This window comes from Wolbachia endosymbiont of Encarsia formosa (assembly GCF_039540065.1).
Lineage (GTDB): Bacteria > Pseudomonadota > Alphaproteobacteria > Rickettsiales > Anaplasmataceae > Wolbachia.
Map to the genome: position 1 here is coordinate 909,394 of NZ_CP154278.1, position 24,507 is coordinate 933,900.

The following is a 24,507-nucleotide window of genomic DNA, read 5'->3' on the forward strand; positions in this document are numbered from 1 at the left end:
TATCTATTTTTTAAATTTACGTTCTTTATTGTCTCATTTGACGTTCACTAAACAGAATGTAGTCTAAGTACAAACTTGTGAAAGGCTTATGTGTAATGCTTCTCCACATAATCACTAATAATTTCCTTAAATTCTTCAAAAATATTATCACCTTGTAAAGTTTTGAAATATTTGCCGTCTTTGTAGACTGCTGAAACAGGTTTTTCTCCGTATCCAGGTAGGCTAATCCCCAGATTTGCATGTTTGCTCTCTCCAGGACCATTTACTATGCATCCCATAACAGCAACGTTCATATACTCTACACCAGAATTCTTTTTCTTCCATACCGGCATATGAGTTTTTATGTAGCCATTTACTTCCTTAGTTAATATACGAAAACGATCGCTACTTGTGCGTCCACAACCAGGACATGAACTCACCTGAGGGTTAAAGTAGCGCAAACCTATAGACTGTAGTATTTCCTGACATACTACCACCTCATTAGTGCGTGATTCACCAGGGCGCTGAGTTAAAGAAGCCCGGATAGTGTCTCCAATACCATTTTGCAATAAATAAGTAAGCCCTGCTGTGGTATTTACTACGCCTTTGTTACCCATACCAGCTTCGGTTAAACCCAAATGCAGCGCATAATTATAAGATTTTGCAAGTGCCGTATAAACTAAAATTAAATCCTGCACTCTACTGACTTTACATGAAATGATTATTTTTTCTGCACTCAGGCCAATCTCTTCAGCTTTTTTTGCACTACCAAGAGCAGACATTACAAGCGTCTTACGTAATATAACATCAGAAGTTTTTGGATTACTAGACAATGAGTTTTCATCCATTAATTTTTGTGAAAGGTACTTATCAAGACTACCCCAATTTACTCCAATTCTGACAGGAAGATCATGCGTTATTGCATACTCTATAATTTTTTCAAATTTTTCATCACGTTTATCACCAAAGCCTATATTACCTGGATTTATCCTAATTTTACCCAGAATTTTAATGTTGTCTGGATAATCCTGAATCAGCCTGTAGAGCTCATATTGTCCACAGCCTACTAATATCTTACCATCAAAGCCTTCTTTATTTATTTCCTCTACTATATAAGGTATTGCTTTTGCTACTTCCTCTGAGTTCAAAGCAATTCGCACCAATTCTGAACCTGCATGCGCTAGTTCTATTACTTCTTTTGCATATTTCTGAGCACTGCTTTTTATGTTGTCAGAATCTATATGTGCACCAAGTGCCATGGATTGAACAACTATAGGATTATTTCCACCTATCTTCACTTGTCCAACTTTTACAGTATGAGTTTTATGCCTGGAAACCGGCGATGACTCATATGCATCATCACTCAATGTCAGTTCTCTATCTAGCATATTATTAATCGTGACACTATTTTACTGTGTCAACTACACTGCCAAATGAACTTGAACCATTTAAACTATTTTGTGGTGTTCTATTTAGATCAGTAATAGAATTATGAGAGCACGTTCTTCTTGATGGACTTTCTTTTATAGTAACATTTATAGGGGAAACTTTTTTTTCTCGTGTTGAAGTAACTTTTTTCCCTTTTTGTTGTTCACTTTTATGCTGCTTACTTTCATACTGAGAAACTGGCTCTTGATCTATAAATACAGCACCCTTTAAACGTGCAAGATTAATACCATGCTGATTGATCATAGCATCCTCCCCATCTTCAACTATGCAAGCTCCCACGTTGTTTGGCTCGTTATCAAGGCTAGCAATTTTTTTTTCTTTTAATTTTTTGATTAGATCTTCTTTATTTATAGCTAGATCTTGTAACTTTCTTTTCTTGAGAATATCCCTACGCTTTTCATATAGTTTATATGAATCAGCAAATTCCTCATCTGCATGAAAATTTGTACCACCAGGATTACCAGGAGGTATGTACCTTTTACTAAGCTTCACTTTAGACTTAGCTTCAACATTATGTACAGTAAAGAAACTAGAAACCAAAAGTATTAATATAAATAAAACTTTAGAAAAGATCTTAAGCATACTATAGTCAATATTGTGCTTTAAAAGATACCAATTAATAAACTTCAAGTAAATCAGAATCTCTACTAACTTTATAATACAAACATCTTTCTAAAAAATTTACTACCAAAACCTGCAAAATCTAAAAGAAGTGGAAGGTGTTACAAATTTTGTAACACCTTTTCAAGAAGAGGTTAGCACTTTTCTAAGCTATTATTTAGTTTTTCAGCACTATCGACACTAAACTTCTCATTTGTTGGTGTATCTTTAGATGAGTCGTTTTTCTTTTCCCTATCAAGCTTAACTCCTTGATAAATACAGAATGCAACGAAACTAGTTACTGCTATTGCAGCAACAGCACTGACTATGGCACAAATTAGTAGTGTTTTTTCTTGATCTGCTACTGTTTCTATCAAATCTTCAATTTGTCCCGTGTGATCAGATACTGTTTTAGATAGTCCTGGGTTTTCCTCGTCCCCTAGTACGATTTTTCGTACATCTTCAAACTGCTTAGTACCAACCTTGTCTCCTAATGCACTAAAAACTTTTCTAAACTGCTCAGTATCTATCGTTTGATCTCCTTGCAATGTTTTTAATGCACTGAATACCTTTTGAAACTGCTCAGCATCCATCTGTTGAAGTTTTTCTAGTGCTTCTATTTTCGGTTCATTAGAACCGAATAACAAATCATGAAACCAATTTGTTGACATTTTTACCCCCTAGCTAATTAATATATTATAATTTTACATTTCCAATGTTTAAATTATTATTAAATTAACTATCATTATAAATTGGTCTTAAAATAACTTTCTTTGGTTTAAGTTAATGGTTATTCTACCAATATCTCTCTCTTTCCTGAGTAACTCGGAGCACTGACAATACCTTCTTTCTCCATTCTTTCAACAATATTTGCAGCTCTGTTATAGCCTATTCTAAGTTGCCTTTGAATGTAACTAGTTGAAACCTTTTGATCTCTCTGAATAATGGCCACTGCTTGATTGTAGAGGTCATTTTCTTCATCATCTGTTTCACCTTCTGATTCCGCAAAAGAATTTTCATCTTCTCGAGTGATTTCCTCCATGTAGTTTGGCTCACCTTGCGTTTTCAGATGATCAACTATATTTTGCACCTCATCATCACTTACAAATGGACCGTGAACTCGAATAATCTTGCCACCAGAAGCCATATAAAGCATATCACCCATACCAAGCAATTGTTCAGCTCCTTGTTCACCAAGTATTGTACGGCTATCTATCTTAGAAGTAACAGCAAAACTAATTCTCGTTGGAAAGTTTGCTTTTATCACACCTGTTATCACATCTACAGACGGGCGTTGCGTTGCCATTATGATGTGTATTCCTGCAGCACGAGCCATCTGAGCTAAACGTTGAATAGAGCATTCTATATCTTTGCCAGCAACAAGCATTAAATCTGCCATTTCATCTACAATCACCACAATATACGGAAATGTCTCCATTTTAAGTGGTATTTTTTCAAACAAAGGTTTACCCGTTGTTGAGTTAAACCCAATCTGTACAACACGTTCCAATTCTATTCCGCTATTCATCGCTTCTGTAATTTTTTGATTATAGTTTATTACATTCCGCACATTTAAATATGACATCATACGATAGCGATTTTCCATCTCTTTCACGATCCACTTAAGAGCAATAACAGCTTTTTTTGGCTCTGTTACCACTGGTGTTATTAGATGCGGTATTGGATCATATATTGAAAGCTCAAGCATTTTTGGATCGATCATTATCATCTTGCATTCATCAGGACTTAGTCGATAAACAAGCGACAGAATCATCGTGTTAATTGCAACCGACTTACCTGACCCTGTAGTTCCGGCAACAAGCAAGTGGGGCATTTTAGTCAGATCTGCAATAACTGGTTTTCCGCTTATTTCCTTGCCAAGCGCAATTGGAAGATTTAAGTTTGCATTTTGGTATTCTGGCGATTCAAGTAAATCACGCAGCATTACAATCTCTCGCTCCTTGTTTGGCAATTCTATTCCCATAGCATTTTGTCCACGAATTATTGAAATACGTGCAGAAAGTGCACTCATTGAACGTGCAATATCATCTGCAAGACCAATCACTCTTGCAGATTTTGTACCTGCTTGTGGTTCAAGTTTGTATAAAGTCACAACCGGTCCATAACATACACTTATAATTTTTCCTTGCACGCCAAAATCACTCAGCACCTGTTCGAGCAGAGATAAATTCTTATTGCTCTCTAATGCATTCAACTGTTTTCTCTGCATAGATTCTTCTACTTTAGAAAGTAAGTGAATGCTTGGAAACTCAAACTCGCTAGAAGGTGGTTTAAAAATCTCTTCAGTAGCTTTTTTCTGTCTTTCTTTTTGTTGTTGTCTAGTGGTTCTATATTTTCCCTCTATTACTAATGGTGCTATTGAATAATCAGTAGTTTTACGTAACCTGAAAAACAGAATCTTTGCAAAAAGGGAAAATATTTTTTTACATAGGAAAAGTAAAGAATAAACTGCTCTCTTCCAACCAATCAATCCTACAATACCTACCGATGCTACTACTGCAAATATGTAAGATTGAAAGTTATTAATTAGTGCATTACCAACCATTCCACCGTGCATGTACCTAGCAGTGATACCGAGCGAAAGTTGCGAAAATATAGCATATATTGCTACATTGATTAACGTTAAGTAAAGAATTTTCAGCAATGATGCTCTAAAAATTAAAAAGTAAACTATGGTTGTAGCTATTGTAATACTAGCTAGTCCAAGAAATTGAACCAATATATCAGCTAAATATGAACCTACTATTCCACCTAAATTTGTTACTTCCTCATTTGTAGCTGTGTTTAAGGATTGATCTTTATAATTATAGCTAAAAACCGATATATATATATACATTAATAGTGAAAAGTATATCGCTGATTTTAGGTATTTTTTTAACATCTACTTAAAGTAGTAAGTAATTGTATATTTTACAAAGTGAATTGCTATTATCAATATCATCACGGATAAATCTAATCCATTTAATGGTTTTATATACCTTCTGATAACCTTTAGTGGAGGATAAGTGAGTCGGTTTAAAGTTTGCATTATGTTACTTACAATCTCATTATACATGTTAACCACATTAAATTTAATCAACAAATCGAGAACAACTGAGCATATTAGAATGAAGCTGTAAAGATCAAGTAACAGGTTAAGTAAGTATATGATTGGATGCATATTACTAATTTATACTAAAACCTATTATGTGTAGTGATAGATATAAAATCAAGCCCACGATAATTTTCATACTTAAACAGGCATAAATAATAACTGATTAGTCTGTTTATCAACAGAAATGTCCACTACTTGCTGCCTTGGATTTCCTTTACTGTAAAATTCTTCAATTTCCTGCAGTGCCAATGTTACATCTCGAAGCAAAATTGATGTTTCACAGCTATTTGGAACTTGCTCTCTAAAATATCCACTGGATGAATAATAATAGACGGCAAGGTTTATCAAATCAAGCACATCATTTCGTTCTAATTGTGCAATGCCTGTTTTAGAACAAAAACCAACCACTCCAATATTAGCATCAAAAAATATGTATCTATTGTTTTCTCCCTTATATATTAGCATAGCATGCCCTTCTTTATTTAGCTTTCCATCTTTATAATAATAACGGCGGCGGCAGCTAAACATTATATAATGCTCTGATTCTGTATTATCTAATGCATGCTCAAGTTGCTTTTGAGAAATGTAAGCTTGTTTTTTTGTTTTAGGATCAAAGGAAAATTTTTGTTTATTACGCAAAGTATTCTCATACAAAACGAAACTTTTACTCTTTTTAGCATCATAAAGACATAAAATAGGCAAGCACTCCGATAGAACTAGTATCAAATGTAACTGCCGTTCTTTTTCTCCCTTGCCATTAAGGTAATCTATAATGTCTTGCTCGGTTATTTCATTCTTTAGTCTATCAAAAAAACTTGAAAAGTCTTCTCTACTTTCTAGCTTCATAGAAACAATTAAGTTACTTAATGGGTTACATAATCCGTTTTGAGGATTAAAGCCTAGAATTTTTCTGTACCATCCACTCAATGTTGGCATATTCCCTATGGCTTTGGAAATATGTCGATTTAATTTAAATATGATGCCATCTTCTCCCTTAAATTTTTGTATATACTCTTCATAAGCCGACTTTACCTGAGCATATGATATTATTTCTGTGTACTGATATTTCCCTTTGCTGTCTTTATAAATTCCTTTTATATTACAAGCAATGCCATTCTCTATATCTTGCGTGATAACAAAGTCTTCAATTTCAATAGTTTGGTTTAAAAATTCTGCAATATCTCTTTTTGAAAAAGTTCGATCAAAGGCTTTTCCATTAGCGTCTTTAAAAAAGACTCTGACTTCATCTCCCTTGAGAAGACGAATTTTTGATATTTGCAATCAACAAATATCGTTGACGTACTCTTTTATATACGTTGACATTACTGCTACCTAATATTTTAATAATATATTAAGTATAACATAAGATATTTAAATTTTAAAGATTTTTATTAAAATTTAATAAGATGTTGTAATCTTTGATTCCAAGTGAATAAAAAATTTATTGATAAATTAACGGAGAGATGTGTACTTTATGAATAGCTTTTTGATCATGTTTATTACATGCAGGATAAGTGTTCAGGTACGTATGAAACCAGCGCTTCTTTTATTATCACCTCTTGTTACCTAAATAGCCTCTGTTCAAGTAGCCCCTTTGTTGTCATCCCAGTGCCTAGACATTGGGATCCAGATTGGCACTAAGTTGGTAAACATGAAAGCGCTTTACAACGTTTTTTATGTGAAAGCCAATGTTAGCTACTCAAATGATACCATTTGTTATAAACTCACTTTTACTCTATGGTCTTGTCGATATCCTGAACAGATACAATATTTTTTATTTATAAAATGAAGTAACTACTTATCGTAAAGTTGATCTATAGATATGATACTGCCATTTGACGATTTTTCAGCACATTCTTCATCTTCGTATTCTTTATCAGAATCAACGCTAAATAATAAAGTATCTCCTGAAATTTTATCATGAAACTCACTAATAGCAAAAAACGGCACAGTGACTTGTTCTTGTTTTCCACGAAAGCTCAAACTGACGCTAAACTTATCCTCCAAAACTTTTAGACTATAAAATTGGTGCTGTAATATAATAAGCATTTGAGTAGGATATGATTCTTTCAAGTAGTCTGGTATGACAACACCATTAAATCGCGTAAAAAACAGTATCTCTAAGTGAGGAGTAAAAACATTATCTAATATAGTATCTAGAGCCTTTTTGATAACTTGAAATTTAGCATAACTAAGCGACTTTTGATAATATGTTTTATCCATATAACCCTTACATGTTTGGGGGAACTTCTGTTACCCGGCGTTCCCTAAACCGTGCTTATAGCAATGAAGTTATAGTGCCTAAATTAAGCAGCTAATGCAACATTGTCTTCAGCAGCAAAGTTATCGTTTGCATCTAAATTGTGAACTCTTAGCGGTGGTATCTAACCGAGCAAAGGTACCATCTTTACTATGCATGTCGATCCTTATTCGCCCCCGTATCAAAAATATGGTGGAGGCGCCGAGTACTGCCCTCGGGTCCAATACACCTATTACAAGGTAATTTTATTGCCATAGTGTATAAAAAATACACATGTTTATTATACAGTAGTATTGAATAAATGTCAAGTTATTGAACTCCAAATTGATTGGCAACTAAAAAACTAATATAAAAATTACTTCGCCTATTTATCTAATCTTAGTATAATCACAGTAGAGGTATTTTTAGAGCTCAAAATCTATCTTCGTCTGCAGACTTTTCTATTAAATAATCAAACTAAGTAAAAATGTAGCGTATCTTCTTCAGCGCAAATATGTGCACACATATGCTTAATCTCTGTCGTATGTGCGTTGCATTTTTTCTGTTCTTTATTAATAAATATGGGAAATTTTATGCCTAATTCTTAACACAAATTGCTCTAGTTGAAAGAAGTGACATTAGACTTGTGGTAATTGAACGGGAAGCTCATGCCTTAAAAGGATCATACACATCAATTTCTTTAGTTTTCACTTTCTCGTTTAATAATCTCAGAATGGGCTGTAAATCATCGTTGACTGATAAGCACAGTACTTCTCTATCAAGATAATTGGCTAAATGATTCTTCTTCTCAAGAATCTCTGCTTCCTCTAATAAGTCACATTTGTTTAACACGACAGTTTCTTCCTTCTTAATAAGGTCGCTATTGTAAAGCTTCAGTTCATTATGTGTACAATTATAAGATGAAATAATGTCATCATGAGTTACATCAATTAAATGCAGTAAAATTTTGCATCTTTCTATGTGCTTTAAAAATTTGTGCCCGAGCCCAATTCCAAGATGAGCATCAGCGATTATTCCCGGAATATCTGCTATAACAATTTCGCTATAATCCACTTTTGCTACACCTAAATGTGGTATTATAGTAGTAAATTCATAATCGCCTACTTTCGTATAAGAATTCGAGCAGCGGGTTAAAAATTTAGATTTACCTACATTTGGCATACCAATAATGCCAACATCAGATAAAACTTTTAGCTTCAATATTATATTTCTTTCTTCACCGTGCTGACCATGGGTAAAATGTCTTGGTGCCCTATTAGTAGCAGATTTAAAGTTAGTATTTCCAAGCCCACCTTTTCCACCTTTCACTACTTGAAATTCCATGTCAGGTTTATCAAGATCTACTATTATTTCCTCACTTTCTTCATCGATTATTTGTGTACCAACTGGAACTTTAAGTATAATATCTTTTCCTGCTGTGCCAGATTTATCTCTACTCGTACCACTTTTTCCACTACTCGCTTTAATATGTCTTCGACAACGAAAATTAAGCAAAGTGTTGAGATTTGCATCACTGATGAAAATTATGTCTCCTCCCCTGCCCCCATTACCACCGTTTGGGCCACCAAATTCAACGAATTTTTCTCGACGAAAACTAGCGCAGCCATCGCCACCATCACCTGCTTTTAAATATAATTTAACTTCATCTATGAAATCCATGCCAACCCACGATAATATTTAGCATTTTCTCCTAATGAACTTTCTATTCTCATCAATTCATTATACTTTGCAAGCCTATCAGAACGCGACAGCGAGCCAGTCTTTATTTGCCCACAATTCGACGCAACTGATATGTGGGATATCGTTGTGTCTTCTGTTTCACCTGAGCGATGTGAAATAATAGCCCTGTAGCCATTTAATTTTGCCATTTCAATAGCAGCAAAAGTTTCCGTAAGTGTTCCTATCTGGTTTGGCTTGATTAGTACAGCATTTGCCATTTTCTCCTCTATTCCTTTACTTATTAGTTTACAATTTGTAACAAATAAATCATCTCCAACCAATTGAACTTTATTACCAAGTTTTACAGTAAGTAATTTCCAACCTTCATAGTCGTCTTCATTCATTGCATCTTCTATAGAAATTATTGGATATTTGCCTACAAGGTCAAAATAATACTGAACCAATTCCTCTGAAGTGAGTTCTCTGTTTTCAAATTTATAAACTCCATCTTCATAAAAAGTAGATGCAGCAACATCAAGACCAAGTGCAAAGTGATTTTGCATTGAATAACCAGCAGATTCCACAGCCTGAATTATCAGATTAAGAGCTTCTTCAGTGCTTCCAATGTTTGGTGCAAAACCACCTTCATCTCCTACATTTGTACTATAACCTTTTTTCTTAAGAATACTGCGCAAGTTATGAAATACCTCTGCAGATATTCTTATTGCTTCACTGAAAGTTTCAGCACCAACAGGAAGAATCATAAATTCTTGAAAATCGAGTTTATTATCCGCATGTACTCCACCATTAATGACGTTAATTAGCGGAACTGGCATCTGCTTCTCCCCTACGCCCAAATATTTATATAACGGTGTTTTGAAACTGTTTGCTGCTGCTTTTGCAACAGCAAGAGACACACCCAAAGTTGCATTTGCTCCAAGTTTAGATTTATTTTTTGTTCCATCTAGTTCAATTAAAACTTTATCAATTGCACTCTGGTTTGCTGCATCCATGCCAATTATTTTATTTGCTATCACTTCACTCACAGATTGAACAGCTTTCAGCACTCCTTTACCACAATACCTTTTTTCATCTTGATCTCTCAGCTCCAATGATTCTAGTTTACCGGTCGAAGCCCCAGAAGGGACAGCGGCTCTACCTGTTGCTCCATCACATAGTTCTATTTCTACCTCAATTGTTGGGTAACCCCTGCTATCTAAAATTTCTCTTGCAAATACACTGCTGATCGTCTTTTTCATCATGCTAAACCTCCACTAGATTCACAATTGTGTTCACGTTCGGGAAATGTCACCCCAGCGCTGTAACATTTCAGTGTACGAACATTGTAACCTACAGATAAACAGATAATTTGAGTAGCAGATGGTGTCATTCCAGTGCTTGACACTGGAATCCAGTTTTTATTATACAGCCACTTATTTAAAGTTAAGTCTTCTGGATCCCAGTGTCTGGGCACTGGGATGACACCATTCTTAATGGAAGCTATCCCCATATCGCAATGTCTGTACAGTTGTTTGCCTAGACAATGGGATCCAGTTTTACTACACAATTTTATCATATAAATCACCAATGCTTAAGTTTATTTTACTAGCAGCAGCTTTGCAGTTTCTTTCGCTAGTTTAGCTATATTACTACCAGCACCAATAAATAATACTACATCTCCTGAACTTGTCGAATTACTAATAAAATGTGAAATGAGTAAAGCATCATTCATAATCTTCACATCATTAAACCCATTACTGATCAAGGCTTTTTGTATATCATCAATTCCACAGCCAGGAATAGGCTTATCTTCTGGAGGATGGACAGGAGTGAGAATTACATAATCAAACATCATGAAAATTCGTACGAACTCATCAAAAAAATTACGAACACGAGCAAAACGAAGCGGCTCGATAATTCCTGTTACCTTTCCTTTAGTGGTCAAACGTGCTGCTGCCAGGGTTGCTTGTATTTCATTTGGATGATGAGCATAGTCCTCAATTAACTTAACACCTTTAATATCGGCAATTAAAGAAAATCTCCTTGCTACTCCTTTAAATTCCAAAAGACCTTTTTTAATCTCTTCATCACTAATTCCAAGTTTCACTGCAACTGATATTGCAGCCAGGGCGTTGCTAACTTTATGCATTCCTATTGCATTTGATAGCACTACATTCTTTATAATTCTGGTACAAGGTTGAATATCTTCTTTTTGTCTTTCGAGAGCTAGTTCTTTTAATCGAAACACCATATGTACATTATCATCATCAATTTCAATACGCTGAACTAATTTTCTAATTATATTAAATTTAGTCTCCCAATCTACCTCTGATAAATCACACTTTTCCTTCGTTATATGCCCTCTTAACATCTTCACTTCTTCCCATACTACCCCTTCTAGTATATCTGCGCGTATTGATTTGCTGTTACATTCACCAAAACGTTTTCCAGGACAACGATAGTAACTTCTTCCTCCCTTAGCATTACTCATTCCATAATAAACGGATTTGCAACACTGACATATCACTAACCCTTGTAATAAGTATTTTCTTCCACTTTGTTGCATTTTTTCTATTTGTAGCTTTTCTTTTTCCACACTATATCTCTACGACTTATATATATTTGCCTATAGTAAAATACGCACATAATGAGCCAAATCAAGGAAAGTGCAAACCAAGTAATTGCGTATTCAAGATGCTTTATTGGCTGTATAGTCAATTTGCCACCAAAATTATCTTGCCACAATATACATTTCTCTAGCTTAATACCTAGTTCATTGGAGATCTCTTCTGTACTTAGGGTAAACCATGTATTTGAAGCAATATCATTTTTGATAAACCAATTTTTGCTACCATCACAATACAAAACGCCATCAGCAGCTACTTTTTCAATTTTTGCTTTTTCTTCTTTTTTTTCTCTGACTATTCCTTTATTTATTAACATGTAATGTCCATTGATAAGCAACATAGGAGACAGCACATGATAGCCACGTTGACCTGCGAAAACATATAGTTCTATATCACTTAAAATTCCGTCGATTTTAACGTTTCTGTAGTTAAACTTTGAAAGATTATCACTAGGCAGTAGATGAATAACTGGAAGATCCATATTTTTGATAATATTATTCTTCCAGCTCAATCTAAATAACTGCCATAACCCGAGTGAAAAAAGAAGTAAAAAAGGTATAATGAAAATAAATACTGTTTTTCTTAACACTCTATATTTGTGTTCTCAAGTAATTTTCAATACCCATAAGCTCAATAAGGTCAATCTGTTCTTTGATCCAATGTAAGTGCTCTTCCTCATTTTTCAGTAGTCCTTCTAATAACATTACACTCACGAAATCCTTTTCTTTTTCAGCAACGGAAATTGCCTCTTTGATGCCCTTGATACCTTCTTCTTCTAAGTTAGAATTATCTTCTAAGATTTTCTGCATTGTATCTTTTGTGAACTTTCCTTCATACTTTGAGATTTTATTTGTATCTTGAAAATTTGGCATGCCCTTAAGCAGTAAAATTCTTTCTGCCAGCCTATTTGTATGCTCAAGTTCTTCATTAAGCTCCTTTCTCATCTTTTCTGCAAGTTTATTGATTCCGCTATTTTTAAGAATAGCAGAATGCAAAAGATACTGGCGTACAGAAGTCAGCTCATTTGTAAGTAATTTATTTAAATGTTCTACTATTTCTTTATTCATAACCTTTCTTTATCTAATATACCAATGTAATCTACATAATAATCAAGGTCACATCAATTTATTTTTCTCACAACAATCGTATCAAATAGCACATCATGAAATGCCTGTTTCCTCTGAGAGAAGCAAGCAACTAAATACCAACTGAAGGTAAGCATAACTATAATCACTTCTAGTGTATTTAAAACATCTACTAACGTATGAAAAAGTTTGATAAAGTTGATAATTAAATTATTTAGCATAGGAAGAAAAAACTGAGAGATAGTGCGATCAAATGCTAAGATCAAACCTATTTTAGAACTATCTAAAGTGATAGTATATATATTCATTAACTGTTGACCAGGAGTTGCTTGAGCTGTTGAAGATATAAAATATGTAAAGTAACCACAATTTATACACATGTATGACAGGTGTAAAATTAATGGAAAATCCCCTAATGACAACACAATTAGTAAGGTTGGAATTAATAAAATTGCTACATCTATTAAATATGCGCAAAAGCGCCTGTGTACACTAGCGATCTCTGTCATTACCACCTATCTTTCAAATACTTTACTATGAATTCTGTAAGTTTATTAAAATGTTGAAAATATAACAAATCTTCATAACCGCTTATTGATTGGCCGTATATAATAGGTAAGCAATTGGCATTTTGTGCACATAGAATGTCTGTGATGCTATCACCAACAAAAAACACATTTTCTCTATTTACAGGTAGCGTACTCTCCTCTAGTGCAAATAGCAGTGGAGTTGCAGATGGCTTATCTTCTGCAGTATCACATGAGCCAACTATTCTTTCAAAGTAAGAATCTAGTTTAAAGTAGGCAACTTCTTGACGTAAATTAGTATTTTTCTTATTGCTAACTATCGCTAGGTAAATATTGTGGCTTTTCAGTGTCTGCAGCATTTTCTCTACTACTTCATTCAGAGTAATATTTTGTAACAATGCATTATCTAGGTATTTTTGATATATCTGGTTCGCTTTTTTCCACTGATCACCAAACAAATTAACCATGTAGCTCTTTCTTGATTCATGAGAATTTCTATCAACAACTTTACTGCCAGATCCCATCAAATCTAAAGTATGCTTAATGGCATTAGAAATATTATCTTGAGTATCAACTAAGGTGTTATCCCAATCGAATACTACCGCTAATCGGCTATTTTTCATTTTTATATTGTGACGTATTTTAAACTAATAAGTAAATAATATTTTGATGATAAAGCTTCTATGTTAATCATTTTTACATAGTAACCTAATACACTGGTTATATTATATGCTTTCAGGTAGTAGGTATGGCACAGTTTAAAGACACACCAAGTGTTGAAAAGAAATTCAAAGACGTTTTTAAACGTTCTCCAGGTGCTTTTCCAGAAGGTACATCATTAGAAGAGAAGGTTGATCATATAGCAAAAGAAACAAAGGCTCTGAAGTCTGCAAGAAGTCAAGAACTTGAAGGCAAGATGAAAAACGTTGCTGAATTAAGCAAAGAGCTTGAAAGACGAAAAAAACAGAATGATCAAGAAATAGATAAACTTAGACGATCAACACAAGAATTAAGAAAGGAATTTGTTATAAATAAAAGTAGTAAACCAGACAGCAATGATAAACCATTGCAAAAAACTAAGCAAATTTCTAAACAAAAAGACATAGGAGTTCAAGCTTCAATGACTACAAAGAGTAGTGAAGAGCTTAAGCAACCAGATAACAATGATAAACCATTACGGGAAACTAATCAGGTTTCTAAGCAGAAAGGCATGGGAGTGCAAAACTCAAAGAGTAGTGAAGAGCTTAAGCAAGATGATACACCACAACCACAAGAAAATCAGAAAGAAGAAGGCTTGCTTAGTCTCTTGGGGCGCTTTTTGAAAAAAATATTAGAAAAACTTTTTGGTGAGGATGAAAAGAATGTGGAAAATGCTCGTGATACAAAAGAAGCTGCTCAAAAAAGTACATCGAATAACGGAATTCAGCAACAGAGTATAAGTCAAAGCTCTTTCATAAATGTAAATGGAAAAGAGTTCAATTTAGAACCAGGAAAAGCATTTAATTATCAAGATAAAGCTCTCAATATTAAGATTACATACAATAGTTCTGAACAAGATACAACTTTTCCGAATGTTACTAATGCGATTAACTTAAATATTGATGGTAAGGAACATAATGTCCAACCTGGCGAGTCTTTCAATTATAAAGGTCCTGGCTTAGAAATTAGAGTGATGAATGGTAATCAACAAAGTAAAAATTTCGACAAAATTTTAAGTCAAGATCAAAGTATAAGTGAGGGTTTAAAGCAAGCAACAAAGCTTGATGATCCATCGGTAACGCCTGTCAATACTCCTGAAGTAGAAAAAACAAACACAGGTCGCGGAAGATAATGCACATAGCCTGTATAATAGACTTGCATCACACAAGTTTATTATACAGGGGAATTTTTAGCTCTAGAATGAGGGTCGATTAATACGTCTGTAATAAAGAATTCAGCTTCTAATTTTCATAGCATGGACATATCTAGGTGACAATCAAACTACCTTCATCAGTATCGTTCCAATATTCATAAGATACATTTATTCCTTCTTTTATATAGTAAACTGTTAATAATGATTAGAGTCACCTTATAACAAGAAAAAATTTAAAAATCCATAATCATAAGTGTCCACATAAAGGGTTGCTCCTTCTATGTTAATCATTTTTACATAATTATCTAGTATACTTATTTTAGTATAAGCTTTTATATAGTAGGTATGTTACAACTTCAAGATATATCAAATATTGAGAAGAAATTTCAAGATGCTTTTGCGGGCACCTTGTCACTAGAAGATAAAGTGAAGAATATCAATGAGTTGCGCCAGGAACTTAAAGCTTACAAAAGGCAAGTAACTAAACAAAGTCTCGAGAAAAAGTTAAAAGATGTTTCTATAGCAGATAATTCTTCACTGGAAGATAAAATCAAGACTATTGCAAAATTAAATCGTAGTCTTAGAGATCGAATGAACCTTGCAGCTAAAAAAGTAGCTAAAGATTTTGAAAAGATCGTCGAATTGAATCGGGAACTTAAACCAGAAAATTCTTCATTGGAAGATAAAGTAAAAATTATTGTTGAATTGCACCGAGAGCTTAAAGTTCAAAAAGGGCGTAAAGATGAAGTGAAGATTATTAAAAAATTGATTCATAATCTTGAAGGTCGAATGGATCGTGCAGCCAAAAAAATAGCTGAAGATTTTGAAAAGATTGCTGGATTTAAACAGAAATTCGAAGGAAAAGACGTTTTTACAAGTAAAAAAGTTGCAGAGTTTGAAAGTAATAAAAAATCTCAAACTACATTAGAAGGCAAAATTTCTGATCAAAATAAACAAGAAAAGATTTCTATTCAAACAGACAAAATTCGTGACTCAGTTAGCAAAATAGATACTCCTGGAAGAGCTATTTCAGAAAATAAAAACTTTGAACAAGAAAAGACCTCTGTGCAAAAAGACAAAATTCGTGACTCAGTTAGCGAAACAAATACTTCTGGAAGACCTGTTTCAGAAGATAGAAACTTTCAACAAGAAAAGATTTCTGTTCAAACAGATACAGTACAACCTTCAGTAAGCAAGGATCCTATAAAAGATAAACCGAGCAACAAAAAGCCTGAAATTTCATTAAAACAAGTCTCAGTGGATAGGAATACTACAGAAAAAAATCTAATAATAAAAAATCTCAGTTGAGTGAAAAGAAAAATATAGCTCAACCTAAAGAAAATCAAAAAGAAGAAGGCTTTTTGGTACGTTTTCTGAAGAAAATATTCAAAAAACTTTTTAGTGAAGATAAAAAGAGTGTAGAGGATAGAAAAGGCACTACTCAAAAAAGCACTTCAAACGATGAAGGGCAACAACAAAATAAGCTCCTTTCAAATCAAGACCAAAGCGCAAGTGAAGGTTTAAAGCAAATTGATAATCCATTGGTAACTCCTGTCACAAAAGTAGAAAAAACAAAGACAGACCATGAAAGATAATTCGCCTTAGATTTCTTGCATAGTCTGGGGTCCAATTTGTCATCCTATGATATGATCCAATCTAAAAATCTAGTCACGCGCTAACTTAAATTATTTATAAAATTTGTTTCGGTAAACCTAATTTGGATTAGCTATAGAAAGCAAAACAGACACAAATCAGGAAAATAATTAATAGAATTCCTGTTTTTATAATAAAAATAATTAATTTTAAAACATTTTATATTGATTTTATCATCAAATCTCATACAATATTAATATATTAACTTTAATGGTGGTAAAGAAATGCATGGTAGTATAAGCGACGAAGTGGTGAAAAATTTAAACAAATCAACTTACTCTTACCAAAAAAATAAATTTAGAAAGGCATTTAATAACCTTAGCACTAACCATAAAAATCAATATATAGAGCCATGTTAAAGCAAATCCTCAAGGCTCTAAAGCTATGTACGGCATATTAAATGCTCTAGAGCAGAAAGACTCACTTTCTATCTTTAATCAGTTACCTCAAGAGTTTGCTTTCAATACACTTGATTGTATTGATCCCCAATATACTTTATTTAAAATCCTATTTAATCAACTGAATCCCCAGCAAAAAGAAGATTATAGAGTACATTTGAAGACAAAATCAACTGTCAAAGCTAAGTGTACCCTAAGGGAATTTTATTTAAATAATAAAGAGAGTGTAAACAATTTAAGCACTGAAAACTCCAATGAACCGTTAGTACAAAACAAAGATGATTTGCCAGCAGCACATTTCTCTCCTATACCACATGCATTCGAGGAAACAGTTGTTGAACATAAATTTGATACTAGACTAGAACTTTCTTCTGACAAAGAGGATCAATCATGTAGCCAAACAGTAATTCCATTTCCAGGTTTTGCTGAATTCGATAATCAATTCTGCAATACTGTAACAGAAAATTCGACAGTTAGTAGCAGTTTAACGTCGAATGAGAATATATCAGATAGCCTAGAAGGTGAGCAATTATACCCATAGTCTTATTATAACTATTTGATAAATGGAGTAACTAGTCTGCAATCCTCAATTGTGGATGATTTGCCAGAGTTAAATTTATCTCCTATATCTCCTGCATTCGAGGAAACAGTTGTTGAATATCCATTTGATAGTAGACCAGACTTTTCTTATGAAAATGAACCGTTAGTAAAAAAAAGAAAAAGAGCTGAAGAGAATCAATTATATAGCCAAATAATTCGTTCAATAACTGGAAAACAGCGATCACAAGATTTATTTTTTACAGCGTATAATAGTCTTACAGAATGTGAATTAGAAGAAATATGCACAGTGGATCCACCAGCAAAGCGCCAATGCATACCAGTACCTCCATTTGAGGGTTTTGCTGAATTCCATAATCAATTCTGCAATATAGTACCAGAAGATTCAATAGTTAATGATAGTTCAGTGCAAGAAGAACATACTAGCCTGGAAGGTGAGCGAACTTTCCTAGACTCTCAAATAAATGGCGGAGAGCCATTAACTAGTCTGCAATCCTCAAATGTGAATCAATTGCCAGAGTTCAGTTTCTCTCTAAGCTCTGTTACGCTAGATGAGATGGCTAAGATATATGGCTTTAATCACAATGACCACGCTCTAAGTGATTTAGAAGAGGTATATGTATAGCAACCAGCAAAGTTCCATACATATTACCACAATAACTAGGGACAAAAAAAGGTGGTAGTTTAACCTACCATCTCCTCTGGTTTCACTATCCTTTCAAACTCCTCCTCAGTGAGCAGTTGAAGTTTTGCTGCTGCTTCTTTTAGAGTGATATTTTCTTTATAAGCAAGCTTCGCTATTTTTGCTGCATTGTCATATCCTATATGCGTATTTAATATAGTAACTAGCATTAACGACTGATTTAGTAAATCCTTTATTCTTTCTTCGTTTGCTTTAATATCAACTACGCATTTCTCTGCAAAATTTAAACTTGCATCAGCTAAAAGTCTTATAGACTGCAAAACATTGTAAATTATCACCGGCTTAAACACGTTCAATTCAAAGTGACCATTTGAGCCACCAATTGTCACGGCAACATGATTTCCCATAACCTGAGAACATACCATAGTCACTGCTTCACATTGAGTTGGATTCACCTTACCTGGCATGATTGAAGAGCCAGGCTCATTTTCTGGTAACATTATTTCTCCAATTCCGCATCTTGGACCAGAACCAAGTAGCCTTATATCATTTGCAATTTTCATCAAGCTTACTGCTACTGTATTGAGTGCTCCACTGAGCTCAACTAAAGCATCATTTGCTGCTAGTGCTTCAAACTTATTTTTTGCTGAAGTAAATGGAAAATTAGTGATTTTTGCCACTTCTTTAGCAAAATCCTCAGCAAAACCCTTTTTAGTATTGATTCCCGTGCCAACTGCAGTGCCACCTTGTGCAAGTTCATATACATTGCTTAGAGTTGACTTTACTCTCTCTATTCCCTTTTTAATCTGAACTGCATAGCCAGAAAATTCCTGCCCAAGTGTTAGAGGAGTTGCATCTTGCAGATGAGTACGCCCTACTTTTATTATATCTTTAAATTCATGAACCTTATTATTTAGCGCTTTATATAATTCTTCAAGATTGGGAATAAGTAAGCGGTCTATTTGTTCTGCTACTGCTATATGCATTGCTGTTGGAAAAGTGTCATTTGATGACTGACCACAGTTTACATGATCATTTGGATGCACTGGAGACTTACTACCTAAATCACCGCCCAAAATTTCTATTGCACGATTGCTGATCACTTCATTCACATTCATATTGGTCTGCGTTCCAGACCCGGTTTGCCAAACAACAAGCGGAAATTGATTATTAAATTTACCGTCTATTACCTCCTGTGCCGCTGTGCAGATTGCATTCCCTACTCTATTATCTATGCTACCCTGTTTCATGTTAACACGTGCTGCTGCAAGTTTTATTATTGCTAGCGCTTTAATCAGGGGCTCTGGCATTTTCTCTGTACCAATTTTGAAATTTTCCAAAGAACGCTGAGTCTGAGCTCCCCAGTAACTTTCACTTGGTACTTTTACTTCTCCTAAGCTATCTGATTCTATCCTAACTTTTTTATCCATATTTCCTCATTCTAGTGTTTGACATTACCTACATATATGAATTAGTTAAATCAAATTGTATTTCAGTGTCAAGTTGAGACATTTTTAGTGAAGACCTTAGAAAATTTTCAAGCCATATCTTTTGCTTCTATTATTTTTTTATTGTTATTAAGGCAATCATGCAACCTTAAGCAATAAACCTACTTTCACTCTCTACAAGGCTATTCTACTTAGAGCTTGAATAGTGAAAACATCTTTAAGCGCAGAAGCTATACCTTTGTTTGCTTTCTCTTTTTTTACTTCTACAATCACATAACCAAACATTGCAGCCAATGCTAGACTAACGGTCGCTGATGCTGCACAAACTGCAATATCTGCTCCCGCAGAACATGATATTGTCATACCTGCAACATAACCTATTGTACCACTCACACCAATGCAGACGTATTTCTTCCGTAGCTCTTTTTGTATATGACCTTTCAGATATTCTTTTACATCTAAATGCCCGTTTCTAGTAGCATAATTCAGAGCAGTGTCCTCATAGTCATCTTTCACGTTAACATTTGCTTTTGCTGTTTCTATCAGGTACTTTACTACCTCTAAATAGCCACTTCCAGCAGCCCACATTAGAGCAGTTCTTCCATATTGATCTGTTGCATTAATATCTTCTTTCTGTTTTTCTATCAGGTATCTTACTGTTTCTAATTGACCACTTTTAGCAGCTGAAAATAATCCTGCATGATTGTTCATCATTTGTGCAAATGATAATGTTTTTAGTTTAGAGGGTTGTAACTCTTGAGTATTAAAGTTTAATTGCGCTGGAACAATTTCTACTTCAAGCTCTACATGTTCTCTTGTGAAACGGATCAATTAGGCTTTTAATTGATCAATTGTTTGAATTCTTACCTTATAATACCGCGATAAAGAATTGATTATTTCCCTGTTGTTAAGAAAAAATATCACTAATTCTATTTTACCTGTTAAATCTTTAGCATAGATTGAGTATTCTATATTTAATCTATCTTGTGAAATATTTCGTATTGTCTCACTCTCTGTCCAAATTCTTACCTGTTCATTAATTCTCTTACTTACAAGAAAATTATATAATTCACTATCTTCTTCCTTCATTTTATTGAGCTCATCCTTACAGTCATACCAATAAGATGATAACTCTGGTATACAAGTAGGAAGAGGCAAGCGAGGTATTGACATATCAAGATTAGCTATTAAATGATATCTAGTTAGAAGCTTTTCTACCTCCGTATGGCCATTTACAATAGCATATGTTAGGGCAGAGAATTGACCTTTACGTTTCACATTTAAATCAGCTCCATTTGCTATTAGAAGTTGTACTACCTCAAGATGACCATGGGCAGCAGCATGAATTAGAGCAGTTATGTTTCCCGTAGATTCTGCATTAACATTTGCTCCCTCTTCTATCAAGTATTGTACTATCTCTAATTGACCATTTCTGGAAGCCCACATGAGAGCAGTTCTCCCATAATCATCATCTATTGTATTAATCATTGCTCCACCCTGTATGGCTTGCTGAACAAAACGTAGCTCACCTTCTTTAGCAGCATCAATTAGCTGCGCATTTAGCTGTTTTTGTTATGGCATATACCCCTCCTAAAAATATACAATTTAAAGCTATTTTAGCCACTATTCAAGTTTTAATTGCTAAAATTGATTGAATCACTTTTTAGTGTTTTTTTATGGTTATTTGAGTCTAGCAAAGATGAGTCTATATCACAATCCAGTAATTCTCCTACTGCACTTAGTAAACCAGCTGTACAACCAGATATTTTGATCTGGATGAGAGGAGATATAATTTATAAACACTCCCCTATCCTTTCTAGTTGTTTGTAGCTATTAAATCTCAGGAATTTATCAAAATAAGGAGAGGCAATAAAGGGAGTAGTATCTCTTAAATAATTAGATAAGAAATCTGGTAGAATATTCTGAAATTCATGCATTTTTTGTCTATAATCTTTCAAAGCAATAACCTTTATTTTATCATAATCAAGTTTCCAATAAGCAAGCTCCGAGACTTCTTTTTTTGTTGTGTATTCCACTGCTAAAGCTTGTAAAATTAATTGCGGGAAAAATCCTGACATAACTTCCTCATTGGAAGGTGGTGAACCAAGTTTATAGTCTATAATTGCTACTTGCTCACCTGGTAGATACTCAACTCTATCACATCTTGCTGTCAATAAAATTTCTTCTGTCATTCGAGTATCTGACCAGATATTATTACACAATTGTCTGGTGTGTTCATTTGCAATCAAATTTTCTGGATCCAAGTAGTCAAGCACTGGAATGACACCCTTCTTCTTAGTGGAAGTTGTACAGCATCCGCGCAGTTGTGTGTCACGCGCTGGAATATGAAATATCGGATAGGAAAATCTCTTCTCCAACTCAACTTGATTGTTTCCAGTCCTATCAAATTCAACAAAAGATTGAATTATCCTCTGCAACCTTACCCACCACATATTTGAAAAGTGGAATCGATTAGACGAGAATATTTCTCGTGCAATACTCATCAGAGACTTTTCGTTGCGTAAATATCTTGCAAGAATATTGTGTACCATAGTGCCAAACTCCAATATCGATGGCTTAAAATTTAAGTCTTTCAACTGTCTAAGGTTCAGTATGTATTCAACATAAAATGAATAAGGGTTACGAATCAGTTTTTCTACCGCACTGCAAGACATCACTTGCATTTTTTCTTCTCTGACTTTGGCTTGAGGTTTTGGCATAGGCTGAGTACATGGAACAATGCACTCAGGTGTATTTAATATTCTTAGCCAATTGCGATAAGGATATTTTGGTTCTTGTAACAGAACCTCCAAACGGCGCAATAGAATTGATTTTCTATCACTCAATAGCCTAGTAATATAAACCTTGCCGGCACCAAATAAATTGCGCAAAGTATACAAAAAGCACCCTTGCTCTTCTTGCACAGAAGGAAGGTTAAATTTTTCTCTATTCAGTGCACTCAAAAACGGATTCTGAAAATTTGGTATATCATTAAATCCAGCAAGTATTACAACTTTATTTTGATATAAGCTAAATTTATCAAAGTTATTTTCTGGAGAAAAAAACTTCCTTTTTAAAAATAATATCAGGATTTGACTATATAACTCTAAGGAACACTCACTTGCTATACCGTCACATGCATTTAAGAAATCACGAGTAAAATTACCTATTTCACCATTTAGCTCTAGAAAATTCACATTAGAAAGCACATTAACACACTGTAAATGAGCTGCTGCTATATCAGAAATAGTATAATTTATAAGATTAAGTAAAAGATTAAATATAGTTTCTAATCTACTGATAATAATTAATATATCTTCTTTATATCTTAGCTTTTTACAAGTACTAATAGCGTTAATAATATCCTTAAGACCATTTGTATTAAAGCTACGCAATACTTCTATCTCAAACTCAGATAAAATACGAGTGTATTCTTCTTGAGTGTAACCAAAAGTCACTAGACTATGTTTGAGTAGCGAAAGCAGTGCCACACTGTTCCAATTTGAGGTCAAAACTTCAATGCTGTAAAATAGGAGCGTTATATAAGAATAGTTTTCCGATATGGTACACGCCATACGATCTGCAAGTAATTTATCAAAGACAAACAAAGAAACGTTTTCATAACCTTCATTCTTTATAATTAGTGACGTCACTTGTGCTTCTTCCTCCCTTGAATCACAAGTGATGACTTCAATATTTTCAATTGATCCGCCACCAACTTCACTTAGATCAGCAGTTGTATCGAAGATATAATCAAGATATTCCTCAGGACTTCCTGTTATCCCAGACCTTTCTTCTGTCATCCCAGTGCTTGACACTGGGATGACACCAGAACACGCTTCTGACAGAAAACTAACATCCCTTCTATCCACTTTTAAATAATCGAGTAAATCTTTCAGGCAATGTTGATAGTGTTTTTTATCAAGTGATTTCCAATCTTTTTCGTTCATTTTCAAATTCAGGTTAGGTAGAATTATCTTTCCAAATGGCAGGTCATATATAGCCTTAATCAATAACTTGTAGATTTCACCCTTTCCAATTCCAATAAAGATTATATGCTGATCTTTATGCAGGAAGTTTATCATATTGTTTATGTAGTCATTCTTATGCTTTAGTATATCTATTACTCCTAAACCTTTTAAAGTTTTACTCCAAGTTTTGATAAGTAAATTTATGAAATTCGCTACTTTTTTTGAGTGCTCATCAAGTTGATAATCACCCTCTATTTGGGTATATTGAAGCAATGACGGCAAACTGTAAACCAGATCGATTGGAAAATTATCATTGTTTTTTTTATTCCACTCCAATATAAATTGAATGAGTAGCAGTGTTCTTTTTGTTGGGTTGATAACTTTAACTCTATCAAGATTTAATATTAAATCTTCTTCATCAATATTCTCTAGTGAAACTATCTCTGGCAAAATTATAGCGCTGCAACTCTTGAATGCACCCAGCAATGCTATCACATCCCTCTTGCATGGAAGTATGATCTTTATTTGAGGAATTTCTTTTCTTTCATATTCAGAAAATATATGCTGAACTAGAACATCGAAAAAGGATGCATCTACGTTAATGGTAAAAACTTTTCTCATGAAAAATAACAATTAGTATGATGCATTATTGTACAGCAAAATATAAATGTGCTCTCACTTTC

At 33.9% G+C, this 24,507-nt stretch carries 24 protein-coding genes and 1 other RNA gene; 5 read left to right on the forward strand and 20 right to left on the reverse strand.

The features are described 5' to 3' along the window. Positions 1-86: 86 nt before the first annotated feature. The 16 genes from ispG to AAE962_RS05020 all read right to left on the reverse strand — a co-directional run bounded on the left by ispG (position 87) and on the right by AAE962_RS05020 (position 13,924). Entirely contained in the window at positions 87-1,367 is a 1,281-nt protein-coding gene (gene ispG / locus AAE962_RS04945) for a flavodoxin-dependent (E)-4-hydroxy-3-methylbut-2-enyl-diphosphate synthase (protein ID WP_343288807.1), read from the reverse strand. 16 nt (positions 1,368-1,383) lie between these two features. After that, a complete protein-coding gene (locus AAE962_RS04950; protein ID WP_343288808.1) occupies positions 1,384-2,010 on the reverse strand; it encodes a TRP75-related protein in 627 nt (208 codons plus the stop codon). A gap of 173 nt (positions 2,011-2,183) precedes the next feature. After that, the gene (locus AAE962_RS04955) at positions 2,184-2,699 is read right to left on the reverse strand and encodes a hypothetical protein (RefSeq protein WP_343288809.1); all 516 of its coding nucleotides are present in this window, start codon (positions 2,697-2,699) and stop codon (positions 2,184-2,186) included. A gap of 119 nt (positions 2,700-2,818) precedes the next feature. Continuing rightward, positions 2,819-4,930, reverse strand: coding sequence for a DNA translocase FtsK (locus tag AAE962_RS04960; RefSeq protein ID WP_343288810.1), 2,112 nt, complete (start codon positions 4,928-4,930; stop codon positions 2,819-2,821). Further along, entirely contained in the window at positions 4,931-5,209 is a 279-nt protein-coding gene (locus AAE962_RS04965) for a YggT family protein (protein WP_343288811.1), read from the reverse strand. A 72-nt stretch (positions 5,210-5,281) separates the two neighbouring features. Next, positions 5,282-6,424, reverse strand: a complete 1,143-nt coding sequence (locus AAE962_RS04970; protein WP_343288812.1) for a hypothetical protein — start codon at positions 6,422-6,424, stop codon at positions 5,282-5,284. Positions 6,425-6,937: 513 nt separating this feature from the next. Beyond that, the gene (locus tag AAE962_RS04975; protein WP_343288813.1) at positions 6,938-7,366 is read right to left on the reverse strand and encodes a ClpXP protease specificity-enhancing factor SspB; all 429 of its coding nucleotides are present in this window, start codon (positions 7,364-7,366) and stop codon (positions 6,938-6,940) included. A gap of 14 nt (positions 7,367-7,380) precedes the next feature. Next, positions 7,381-7,715, reverse strand: a transfer-messenger RNA (tmRNA) gene (ssrA, locus tag AAE962_RS04980). 333 nt (positions 7,716-8,048) lie between these two features. Further along, positions 8,049-9,062, reverse strand: a complete 1,014-nt coding sequence (gene cgtA, locus AAE962_RS04985; protein ID WP_343288814.1) for an Obg family GTPase CgtA — start codon at positions 9,060-9,062, stop codon at positions 8,049-8,051. Next, the gene (gene eno, locus AAE962_RS04990) at positions 9,050-10,324 is read right to left on the reverse strand and encodes a phosphopyruvate hydratase (RefSeq protein ID WP_343288815.1); all 1,275 of its coding nucleotides are present in this window, start codon (positions 10,322-10,324) and stop codon (positions 9,050-9,052) included. The genes cgtA and eno overlap by 13 nt, the downstream gene beginning before the upstream one ends. After that, the gene (locus AAE962_RS04995; protein WP_064085314.1) at positions 10,321-10,638 is read right to left on the reverse strand and encodes a WPE palindromic element domain-containing protein; all 318 of its coding nucleotides are present in this window, start codon (positions 10,636-10,638) and stop codon (positions 10,321-10,323) included. The genes eno and AAE962_RS04995 overlap by 4 nt, the downstream gene beginning before the upstream one ends. Before the next feature lie 21 nt (positions 10,639-10,659). Then, positions 10,660-11,658 carry a recombinase zinc beta ribbon domain-containing protein gene (locus tag AAE962_RS05000; RefSeq protein ID WP_265030520.1) on the reverse strand — a complete coding sequence of 333 codons (999 nt, stop codon included), beginning with the start codon at positions 11,656-11,658 and terminating at the stop codon, positions 10,660-10,662. Continuing rightward, complete coding sequence (locus AAE962_RS05005) at positions 11,634-12,278, reverse strand: SURF1 family protein (protein WP_343288816.1); 645 nt, start codon at positions 12,276-12,278, stop codon at positions 11,634-11,636. Before AAE962_RS05005 ends, AAE962_RS05000 begins: the two co-directional genes overlap by 25 nt. A gap of 1 nt (position 12,279) precedes the next feature. Next, positions 12,280-12,756 (reverse strand): bacterioferritin, encoded by a 477-nt coding sequence (gene bfr / locus AAE962_RS05010; protein WP_343288817.1) that lies wholly within the window; start codon positions 12,754-12,756, stop codon positions 12,280-12,282. A 53-nt stretch (positions 12,757-12,809) separates the two neighbouring features. Further along, on the reverse strand, positions 12,810-13,283 hold the full coding sequence (locus AAE962_RS05015) for an RDD family protein (protein WP_343288818.1): 474 nt from the start codon (positions 13,281-13,283) through the stop codon (positions 12,810-12,812). After that, entirely contained in the window at positions 13,283-13,924 is a 642-nt protein-coding gene (locus AAE962_RS05020) for an HAD-IA family hydrolase (RefSeq protein WP_343288819.1), read from the reverse strand. The genes AAE962_RS05015 and AAE962_RS05020 overlap by 1 nt, the downstream gene beginning before the upstream one ends. Positions 13,925-14,049: 125 nt before the next feature. Here AAE962_RS05020 and AAE962_RS05025 point away from each other — a divergent pair, with 125 nt between their 5' ends. From AAE962_RS05025 to AAE962_RS05045, 5 genes are all read left to right on the forward strand, one after another. Next, positions 14,050-15,132 carry a hypothetical protein gene (locus tag AAE962_RS05025; protein ID WP_343288820.1) on the forward strand — a complete coding sequence of 361 codons (1,083 nt, stop codon included), beginning with the start codon at positions 14,050-14,052 and terminating at the stop codon, positions 15,130-15,132. A 366-nt stretch (positions 15,133-15,498) separates the two neighbouring features. After that, positions 15,499-16,461 carry a hypothetical protein gene (locus AAE962_RS05030; protein WP_343288821.1) on the forward strand — a complete coding sequence of 321 codons (963 nt, stop codon included), beginning with the start codon at positions 15,499-15,501 and terminating at the stop codon, positions 16,459-16,461. Then, entirely contained in the window at positions 16,458-16,748 is a 291-nt protein-coding gene (locus AAE962_RS05035; RefSeq protein ID WP_343288822.1) for a hypothetical protein, read from the forward strand. Before AAE962_RS05030 ends, AAE962_RS05035 begins: the two co-directional genes overlap by 4 nt. A gap of 442 nt (positions 16,749-17,190) precedes the next feature. After that, positions 17,191-17,745, forward strand: a complete 555-nt coding sequence (locus AAE962_RS05040) for a hypothetical protein (RefSeq protein WP_343288823.1) — start codon at positions 17,191-17,193, stop codon at positions 17,743-17,745. A gap of 51 nt (positions 17,746-17,796) precedes the next feature. Beyond that, positions 17,797-18,387, forward strand: coding sequence for a hypothetical protein (locus tag AAE962_RS05045; RefSeq protein WP_343288824.1), 591 nt, complete (start codon positions 17,797-17,799; stop codon positions 18,385-18,387). Positions 18,388-18,446: 59 nt separating this feature from the next. Here AAE962_RS05045 and fumC read toward each other — a convergent pair whose 3' ends face one another. From fumC to AAE962_RS05065, 4 genes are all read right to left on the reverse strand, one after another. Further along, entirely contained in the window at positions 18,447-19,835 is a 1,389-nt protein-coding gene (gene fumC, locus AAE962_RS05050) for a class II fumarate hydratase (RefSeq protein WP_343288825.1), read from the reverse strand. A gap of 192 nt (positions 19,836-20,027) precedes the next feature. Next, positions 20,028-20,684, reverse strand: coding sequence for an ankyrin repeat domain-containing protein (locus AAE962_RS05055; protein ID WP_343288826.1), 657 nt, complete (start codon positions 20,682-20,684; stop codon positions 20,028-20,030). Further along, positions 20,685-21,401 carry an ankyrin repeat domain-containing protein gene (locus tag AAE962_RS05060; protein ID WP_343289584.1) on the reverse strand — a complete coding sequence of 239 codons (717 nt, stop codon included), beginning with the start codon at positions 21,399-21,401 and terminating at the stop codon, positions 20,685-20,687. 245 nt (positions 21,402-21,646) lie between these two features. After that, positions 21,647-24,445 (reverse strand): PD-(D/E)XK nuclease family protein, encoded by a 2,799-nt coding sequence (locus tag AAE962_RS05065; RefSeq protein WP_343288827.1) that lies wholly within the window; start codon positions 24,443-24,445, stop codon positions 21,647-21,649. Positions 24,446-24,507: the final 62 nt, after the last annotated feature.